Below are 10,767 nucleotides of genomic sequence, written 5' to 3'. Positions count from 1 at the left end.
GTTACAAGTCCATTTCAGTCATGCTGCTATCATCAAGGGCTTTACTAATATCACGGCCGCTCACTATATCGCTCACAACAGTAACCTGAGGCTGACTTTGCTCGGTACTTGCTGCTCGCGCTGATAATAAATCGTCAATTCGTAGCGCTAATTGCGCCACGCTAGGGTAGTCAAAAATATCGCCTACCGTCACCCGTACTTTAAATTGCAGATTAATTCGTGACACAAGCTGCATAGCGAGTACAGAGTTACCACCACAATCAAAGAAGCTTTCTTGGGTACCTAACACTGCAACCTTAAGTAATGCTAAATAATGTTGCAGTAAGCTCGTTTCAGTCGCGCAGCTGGGGGCAATACGCACTATTGCCGATTGCATAGCCGCAGTCGGAAGCGGTAATGCTTTCGTGTCTAATTTTCCATTTGGTGTGGTTGGCCACTGCGGTAACCAACAGATTGATTCTGGCACCATATAACTTGGCAATGATTGTGATAGCACACGGCGTAATTCACTCACACTCCAAACACTTTCCAAACTGTCGTCCTCAAGGCTATAAGCACATAAACTCGGCTGGTCTTGATTGTTTGGTTTGATAAAAACACGTACATCTTGGTTCGCAAATAACAAGCGCAGGTGGTGTTCAATTTCACTTAATTCAATACGATGCCCGTTTAGTTTAACTTGTTGATCTAACCGCCCTTGTAGTTCAATACGGCCATCGAGTAAACGCCTTGCACGGTCGCCAGTTTTATACAAACGCTGATGCGATTGACCATTAAAAACATGACTAACAAAACGTTCAGCTGTAAGTGCTGGTTGCTGTAAGTAGCCAGTCGCTAATCCTAAACCACCGATCCATAACTCCCCCCACACGCCAATAGGTAGAGGTAAACATGGACTTTGTGCATCCTCAGCCATAACATACAAGCTCGTATTAGCAATTGCTGAACCTATCGTAATATCATCACTGTGCTGAATATGGCTAATTGCAGACCAAATGGTGGTTTCGGTTGGACCATACATATTCCATAAATCCCCCTGCTGCGACAGCACCGCCTGAGCAAGTGCTGGATCAAGCGGTTCGCCACCACACAAGACCTTGATACCAGCTAAACAATCAGGTGCTGCATTTATTATTAATCGCCATAACGTCGGAGTCGCTTGCATAATAGACACTGGGAAATGTGCTATTAGATCGGTAATTGCATATGGGTCACTGCATGTTTGCTCACTCGCAAGCAGTACATTAGCCCCAACAATTAAGGGCGAAAACAGCTCTAACATCGCGATATCAAATGCAATAGTGGTAACTGCCAACAAGCAATCGGTTGGCTCTATTCCAGGCTGTACCGTCATAGCGAGCAACAGGTTTTGTAGCCCTTGGTGATTAATTTCCACACCTTTAGGTTGCCCCGTTGAGCCCGATGTATATATAACATAAGCGCTTGATAAAGGAGCAATAACGCGATCTGGATTACTGCTTTGCAAGCCTGTAAGTACCACAGTATCAATATCTAATACGGGCAATTTGTTGCTCGCAATAATTGGGCTACTATCACTAAAACTGTCACACAACAGTAAATCAGCTTGTGCATCAGCCAGAATATATTCAATGCGTGCTTGCGGAAAAGTAATATCGAGTGGCAAAAATGCAGCCCCCGTTTTTAATACCGCTAATAAGCTAATAATCAGCTCCGCACGCCTTGGTAGTGCAATTGCGACTAAGCTGCCGACCCCAATACCTTGCTCAATAAGATAATGAGCAAAGGTATTTACTCGTTGATTTAACTGTGAATAGTTAAGGCTTTGGCCATCACAGGTAATAGCAATATTGTCAGGGTATTGAGTCGCAGCATATTCAAATGAAACGATACAAGAATCGACACAAAGTTGTTTATCAACACGCTCACATTGTTCAGTAACCAGTGTCGCTATTTGTAAATCATCTAACAATGAACAGTTCGCACTGTTTAGTTCGTCTGTCCCAACAGCGTTGCTAAACAACCCTATTAACCCAGATAACCAATGATTTACCTGTTCATATGTAAATTTATCTTTTTGATATTCAAGGGTGAGTGACCAACTGTTAGCAAACTGAGTTAAGTTACAACTTAATTGGAATTGGCTATAACAGGTGTTGCTTGGCATGGTATTTAATTGCAATTCAGTAAATGCCGGTAAGGCAGTAACTTTATCTAAATTAAATAAAGTATTAGGTAAATTAAGCGATTCATTTGCTAACGCTGAATAAGGGAAATGTTGATGTTCAAATGCAGTTAATAATTCAGATTGCACTGTTTTGATTAACTCTCGAACACTGCTGATGTTTGTAACATCAATGCAAATTGGTAAAATATTCGTGCAATACCCGACTAATTCGCTATCGGAAGATTCTGCGCTATCAGCTTGAGGGAGTAATTGTCGATCAGAGCAAGGGATCCCAACGGTGATCATTGACTGCTGGCTAAGCTTACTTAACCACGCTATATATAACCCCAATAAAGTGGCAAATTGACCGCAGCCCTGCTGTTTAGCCAGATCAGCAATATTTCCTTTGGTGTGCTCATTAAGCTCAACAGTCAATACCGATACTGCATAGTTCGTTGTCGTTGCAATCGCAGTGTTTGTTGGTAGTTGCAACGGCATACTTGGCGCTAGTTGTGCCAACCAAAATGCCTTATCTTGCTGGTAATTAGCAGACTCTTTATAGTGGTCAAGTGCTTTAACATATGCACTAAAGTCTACCTGTGCTGCCAACGCCTCTGTTGTGGTGTTGTTATAGTGTTGGGCAACTTTACTCAAAATAATCTGCAACGATACGCCATCACAGAGTAAATGATGCGTAACCACACTTAAGTAAGCAGTATTATCATTTTCTCTTAGTAGCGCAAAGCGACATGCAACTTCATTATTAAAATCAAAAGCATGGTAACGTAACTCCTGCAACTGAGTTGCTACAGCGATATTATTATCTGAGTGTTGTAGATTAATAACTAACAATTGAGGACGATGCTCAGCCACTAACCTATGGCAAAGCGTATCGCTATCAATTGCATACTGTAAAATAGTGCACTCGCGTACTGTTTTATCAACTGCGGTAACTAAGCGACTTATATCTAACTGACCTGTTAATTTAAGTACGGCTTGTAAGTGATACGCAAAAGCCCCCTCAGGTGACTTTGACGCTAAGGCAAGTAATTGCTGCTGCGCCTCGGTCAATGGAAATGTCGCCGCTAAGGTGACCAAGCTCATCTTATCATCACGCTCAATACCAAAATAACCTGCCACCTTTAAGCTCAAGGCACTGTCTTTAACTGCGGTAATAATGATCTCTATATCTGCATCTGTATGTGCTGCTGATAAAAAGCAGTTACGTCCTTCCCAAATAAAGATGCCACGATTAAGCATTTCATAAAAAAACATATCTAGATTTTGGCTAAATCTAAAACGAAATAAAGAGCTAAAAGCTTCAATTTGAATTGGGATCATTGCATCAGCAAAAAAGCGATTAAGGGTTGTTTTCAGATAATTGGTTTTATCACTTAGCCTTTGTTGTAACTGTGGTCCTTGGCGTTTAATTTCGCTTAAAACCGCTTTTGCACTGGCCATTGCCATTGGGTGTTTACAAAATGTTCCAGCAAAAAAAGTCGTATCTGCCTGTGGATAAGACTGATCACCATATTGCCATACACCACCATCAATACCGTCTAAGTAATCGGCACTGCCGGCAACAACTCCGATTGGCAACCCTCCACCAACAATTTTGCCATAGGTTGCCATATCAGCTTGGATCCCCACTAATCCCTGTACGCCGCCTGGATGAGCGCGAAACCCGGTGATCATCTCATCAAAAATCAGTGCTATTCCATGCTCTGTGGTTATTGCTCTGAGCTCTTTTAAAAATTCCCACGGTTGTATTTCTGGGTATCTGCTTTGAACCGGTTCAACCAATACCGCAGCAATTGTATGTGCATTTGCACGAATAATTTCCAGCGCCTGCGCGCTACCGTAATCTAATACTAAGTTGTCATTAACTGCGCCTTGGCGAACACCTGCGCACATAGGCTCGATGTCTCCTTGGCCCACAGAGTGCGCCAAAGTACCATCATAATGACCATGGTATGCCCCACTAAACTGCACAATTTTGTCACGTTTTGTATAATTGCGTGCTAAGCGCAGTGCGGTCATGACCGCCTCGGTGCCTGAATTACAAAACGTCACACGCGCCAAACCAGTTAATTCGCTGATCAAAGCAGCCACTTCACACGCTAAAGGACTGGCTAAGCCTAATTGAATACCTTGATCTACTTGTTGCGCTAAAGCATCAGTCACAAATTCGGCTTTATGGCCAAATAAATTAACTCCAAAATCCATTGTAATATCAATGTATTCATTGCCGTCTATATCCCATAATCTGGCTTGCTCGCAGTGGTCTGCATAAATCGGATAAAGCATTTCCTTGCTTGATAACCTAAACCCCGCTGAGGCTCTGCAATCAGCTAAGTTGCCACGATGTTGAGCAACCAGCTTTTTCGATGCGCTGGTTTTTGCGCAATAATCAGCTTTTAGTTGTTCAAAATGCTGCTGCATAGCGGGTGACTGATGCTGCATGTGTAATTGTCTACTTTGCGATGCAGGAAGTTCTGTGGCGCGCTTATTTACGGGCATTGCAACTGTTTTTACTTGCTGCTGAGGCATATTGTCTGGCGTTACACTTGCCGAGGAGGTTATAGCACTGCCCTGTAGAAAACGTAATTGTTGCGCTGTCACCGCGGCAATGCTTTGACGGCCAAAATCATTAGTTACACTCGCGGCAGCTTGCAGCTGCTGCTGGCAAATTGCCATGATAGTCTGTTGATCAAACCCCATATTGGCTGAAGAAGTTGTTGTATCAGAGTACGAAGGGGTATTCTGCTCTACAATTGCAATATCCGAGGTTAACTGGGCATCTTCAGTGTGTGGGTAAAAGTCACTATGTTGCGCAATATAATCCAATAAACTATCCACTGTGCTTAGTTCTTCGTAAAACTGGCGTACGCTAAACTCTAAGCCAAATTCTCTTTCATAGGTGCGTACGGCTTGCATTATCATTAATGAATCAACCCCCATTTCAAGTAAGGGAACATTCGTTTTTATAGCATCAACTGGTAATGATAATAAATTTGCAAGATTAGAGAGTACGATGTCACGAATAAGCTCAGTTCGTGCAACAACTTGGTTTATGTTTGTTACCGATTTATTGGCCTGCATATTTTCCTGCATTGCAGTACTTTTTAGCGCTGGTTGCTTTGCTGTTGGCACTATCCAATGTGCATTTTTTGCAAACGGATAAGCGGGTAATGGCTGTTTTTGAATATTTATTTGTGGATAAATATGCGCCCAATTTAGCTCAATGCCTAGTTCAAAAATACGCCCTAAACTGGTTACTAAACGTGTTTTATCAGCACCTTGACTGTGCAATATAGGTAAATATTCAGCATCTAAATGGGGCAAGTTTTCTTGCAATAACACCATCAAAACAGGTTTTGGTCCAACTTCTACCGCGCACAAATGCTCACGTTTATCTAACTCGCTCACGCATAAATCAATGCGAACAGGTTTAGTGATCTGCTCGATCCAGTATTGAGGTGTTGCTAAGGCGTCAGTTTCTAGCTGGCCAGTCACCGACGACAACAAGGGATAACAAGGTTTTCTATAGTTTACTTGCGCTGCTATAGCAGCAAAATCATCAAGCATCGGATCCATAAGTGGTGAATGAAAAGCACGTGCTGTGTTGAGCTGTTTAATCGTCAGATTTTGTTCTTTTAATAACTCAATGGCAATCTCAAGCGCTGAGTTTTCGCCTGAGAACACCACGCCAGAAGCACCATGATAGGCTGAAATTGCAATTTGAGTCTTGCCATTATCATGGCATTTTGTAATGACTTGCTGGGCAACTTGCTCACTACAACGCACTGCAAACATGCCCCCATTATCAGCAAGTTCATGCATGAGTTGGCCACGCGCAGCTATCAATAAAATAGCATCAGCTAACGAAAACACCTGAGCAATGCATGCCGCTGCATACTCCCCAACACTGTGACCTAATAACAGCTTAGGAGTGGCGCCAAAGTGGATCATTAATTTGGCCGTAGCATACTCAACCGCAAATAAGCCGACTTGAGTCCAGTTAGTTTGTTCTAAAAACTGTTTATGGCTTTGCTGATACAGAACCGTTAGCAATGACTCGCCGAGTCTATCGCCAAGTAAATGATCACATTCATCAATCGCGTTTTTAAATACAATTTGCGTATCATACAATTGTTTTGCCATTGCCGGATATTGCGAGCCCTGACCAGTAAATAGCATTACTAACTCATAATTTGTCGCAGCTTTATCATTTTCAGCCGCACTTAAATGTGAGGTTGTATTTAAGCCACGCATCGCACGTAATAAACCTGCACGATCTTCGCCGCATACGGCACGTTTTGCTTCTTTAAACTTAGTCAGATGTGCTGCTGTGTAGATCAGCGCATCAAATTCATTATCAGATAAACTCTTTAATCTCGTTTCATAACGCGTCAGTAAATTGGCTAACGCATCTGGAGTTTTAGCTGATAACGGTAACAGATAAAATCCCGTTTGCGAGGCTAAATCAATGGTATCGACCGCACGTTGAGGTGCACTCGCACAGATAATATGTGCATTTGTGCCACCAAAACCAAACGAGCTAACACCAGCAATACAACCATTGTCTGAACCAACAGGCCACGGCTGTAAATCACGATTAATTTTTAACGCAATTTTATGCCAAGCAATGTGTTTGTTAAGCTCTTTAGCATGAGCTTGGCCGGGTATTTTTTTATGCTGCATGCATAACATGGTTTTGATCATACCAGCAATGCCTGCACCCGATTCCAAATGGCCAATATTCGCTTTCACAGCGCCCACAGTAAGTGGCTCAGCTAAGCTTGTTTGTGGCCTATATACTTTACTCAGCGCCGATACTTCTATTGGATCACCCAGCTCTGTACCAGTGCCATGGGCTTCAACATATTGCACGTCATCTGCTGCAATTTGTGCATTAGCTAACGCCGACTTAATAACACTTTGCTGTGACAAGCCATTAGGTGCTGTAATGCCATTACTGCGGCCATCTTGATTGACTGCACTGCCTTTTAGTACCCCGTAAATAGGGTCGTTATCCTGTACTGCCTGCGCTAACGACTTTAATAATAAACATCCCACCCCTTCACTTCGTACATAGCCATCTGCGGAGTCTGAAAACGTTTTACAACGGCCATCTTTTGCAAGCATTTGCGCGTTTTCACAGGCGTTCGTTACCTCATCACTGAGGATCAAATTCACCCCGCCCACCAAAGCTTGGGCTATTTCACCACTGTGAATACTTTGCATGGCTAAATGCAATGCAACTAACGAAGATGAGCATGCTGTATCAACTGCAACACTTGGCCCGCTGAAGTTGTAATAATACGATAACCGATTAGCCGCAATACTCAGCGCAGTACCAGTACCTAAATAAGCATTTTGCTTTTCATATTGCTGAGAAAGTAAGAAGTAATCATTTTGCGAGATACCAATATAAACCCCTACTTTTGCACCCGATAATTGCATCGGCGCATAACCTGCGGCTTCAATGGCATGGTAACTGGTTTCTAGCAACAATCGATGCTGAGGATCTATATGCTTAGCTTCGGTTGGAGAAATACCAAATAAATTTGCATCAAATTGTTCAATGTCACTGATGTAACCACCTAAACGGGTATTATCCAAATGTGGGCATAACATGCCGCGACTTTCGTTTGGCAGTCCAATTGCATCTTGTTGGTTACATAATAGCTGCCAAAACGCCTCTATACTTTCAGCTTCAGGGTAACGACATGCCATCCCTATAATGGCAATGTCTTTGTCCGTGGAGTCCCTTAGAGACTGAGCAGCTTCATTTAGTGTGGGTATAGCCGCGGGCATAGTGACTGTATTTGATGATATAGCAGCAGTTCGGATCGCAGCAAATTGCCATAAATAATTAGCAAGCTTTGAAATAGATGGATAGTCATATAAAACTGTCGGCTCTAACTCAATATCATGCAATTCCATTAACTCACCCGAAATACGCACCGCCTTCATTGAATCAACCCCTAAAGATTGAAATGAAGCATCAACAGCGAGTGATTGCGGGTCCATATCAACTTCCTGTGCAACGACGCTTTGCAACAAGCTAAGTAAATTTGCATGTTGTTCATCTTCAAGTGCACAGTGGTTACTGAATATATCTGCGGATTGTGGCTCAAACGTTTCGCTCTCAAAAGAACCACGCAATTGATAAAGTGGCGTTAGCTGCTGCGCTAAGTAATGACGTTTGTTTTCTTGACGTTGAATTTTTCCGCTAGATGTTTTTAATACTCGCCCAGGTTTTATCAGTACAACATCATAGGGCGTAATACCATGCTGCTCTGTAATCGCTTGGATCACATCTTTACATATCGCTTCAGGATCAAGTTTACGAACCGCAGTACGTTTTACTTGTTGCACAATGACAAGTCGCTCTTGCTGTTCGCACATTATTGAAAATGCCGCACCACCGTTATTATCAAGTGCAGCATTTGCGTTACTTACCGTCAATTCAATATCTTGTGGGTAATAATTTTTACCGCGAAAAATTAATACATCTTTAGAGCGCCCAGTGACGAACAACTCATCGCGATATACAAAGCCTAAGTCGCCAGTGCGTAAGTATGGGCCATCGTTATCATCAACATAGGCCTGAAATATTTCTTTTGTTAATGCGGCTTTTCCCCAATAACCTTGTGCAACACTTGCACCTTTGATCCAAATTTCGCCGGTTTCGCCATCAGCACAGCGTTTATTAGTGTCAGTATTAACAATGGCCATTGTATGGTTGTGCCACGTAATGCCACACGACACCGCATAATAAGGCGAGTTATCGGATGATGTGTGTAAATCACAAAATGAATCATCATCGCCATGCGTTACGTTTCTTACTTTACCTGTTTGTAATTCTGCAGTGATAAGACGTAACACAGTTGGCGAGTGTGATAATTTACCACCGCTTGCAAATAAAGTTGTTTCCGCCATACCATAACAAGGAGAAATACTGTCACGGCGAAAACCACACCCTTTAAATTTCTCTACAAAGCGCTCCAACGTCGTCGCTCGAACGGGCTCCGCACCATTTAATGCAGAGCGCCAATGTGATAAATCGAGGTTTTTTAAATCAGTATCTTTAACCGTATCGACACATAAATCATAAGCAAAGTTAGGCGCACTAGAGGTTACAGCTTTAGTATCACTTAACAGTTTGAGCCAGCGATACGGCTTTTGTAAAAAGTAAGTCGGATTCATCAAAGCCGCTGGTGCACCAATATAGATCGGATGCAAAATACCAAAAATAAGACCCATATCATGAAAGTGCGGTAACCAGCTGACAATACCGGTGCTGTGATCATGACCAAAGGCTTGCTTCATCATTTCTTGATTATCGAGAATATTGGCTTGGCTAACCATTACCCCTTTTGGCTCACCCGTTGAGCCAGATGTATATTGTAGAAAGGCTAATTCGTCAGCTGCTACTTCGCAGTGCTGAAAATCTATAGTGTTAATTTGATAAGTGGGTTCAGCGTCAGTGGTAAAAATAGCTAAATCAGCCAATAAAGGTTCAGCTTCAAATAATGGACGTGCTATTTCATTAATTTTTTCTGTGATCAGTGCACCTTTCGCACCTGCATCAACAACAATAGTTCTTAAACGGTCAATATTTTGATTCTTTTTGGGAGGATAGACAGGAACAGCCACAATGCCAGCGTACAGACACGCAAAAAATGCCTCCACAAATTCAAAACCAGAATTAAATAGCAATAGCGCCCTATCCCCTTGCGAAAAATGCTCCTGCAAGTGCCGAGCAATTTGCTTAGCACGTTCATCTAACTGTGCATAAGTGAGTGTTTTACAAGGTTGCTGATCGTCATAAAAATATTGATATGCAGTATCACTACCACGCGTGTTAGCTAATTTAACTAACCTAGCCGCTAAATTTATATTCATTCCATGACCTATTTTGGTTTGCGGCTCACTGCAACACCAAAGCCAAAATAAAACTCTGCACTTCTACAGCTTGGTTGCCTCAGTGTATAAACCACTAAAATTGAAATATAATCAATTACATAGATTCATAACATTATTTAACGATTGCACATATTGTAATCCGCACAATATAAATAACGTATTGAAACTTAAAGGTAAACTAACCGCTAAAACCACCAGCTGCGCTAATCAACTGCACCTTAATTTTGCAATAACTTTCATTTAAAACTTGGTATATAAATACCAACAAATAAAGTTACTGTGATAAAAATAATTAATATTGCGACTAAGAGAGTAGTACAAAAAAACTAGACCAACATTAATAAAGCCAATAATTTACAAGTTAACACCAAAAACCATCCTAAAGACGTATTTATTAATTAACCTCTATGCTGAGACTCATGTTACTTGATCAAACCCTATAGAAATATTACAAAACATTACGTTTTATTAAAAAACAATTAACCCAAAAGTGATGATTGATTTAAGGCAACAATTAGCTTTATTAGTAAATTCACTTTACCTACTTGAGCTATTTTCAGCATTTCCTGTATGAGTCTTATCGGGGTCTTCAAGTTACGTGACTAAATACACAAAAGCTAAATGTGATGCAAAGATGACCGACTTTAGCTACTGACAAACGTTCTACTCATTTAGTGCTAGTATTC

The 10,767-nt window shown here is 41.7% G+C and carries 1 protein-coding gene; it reads right to left on the bottom strand.

Annotated elements, in window-relative coordinates; genetic code table 11:
- Position 1: 1 nt before the first annotated feature.
- Entirely contained in the window at positions 2-10,060 is a 10,059-nt protein-coding gene (locus tag PVK79_RS12950; protein WP_257325813.1) for a non-ribosomal peptide synthetase/type I polyketide synthase, read from the bottom strand.
- Between the last annotated feature and the right edge of the window lie 707 nt (positions 10,061-10,767).

Source organism: Pseudoalteromonas rhizosphaerae (genome assembly GCF_028885455.1).
In the GTDB taxonomy this organism is placed as follows: Bacteria; Pseudomonadota; Gammaproteobacteria; order Enterobacterales; family Alteromonadaceae; genus Pseudoalteromonas; species Pseudoalteromonas rhizosphaerae.
Note: the sequence above shows the minus strand (reverse complement) of the source record. Positions and strands in the feature narration are given on the sequence as shown.

Coding starts and splice junctions, on each gene's coding strand:
- PVK79_RS12950 (WP_257325813.1), bottom strand. CDS start 10,060: ATGAATATAAATTTAGCGGCTAGGTTAGTTAAATTAGCTAACACGCGT.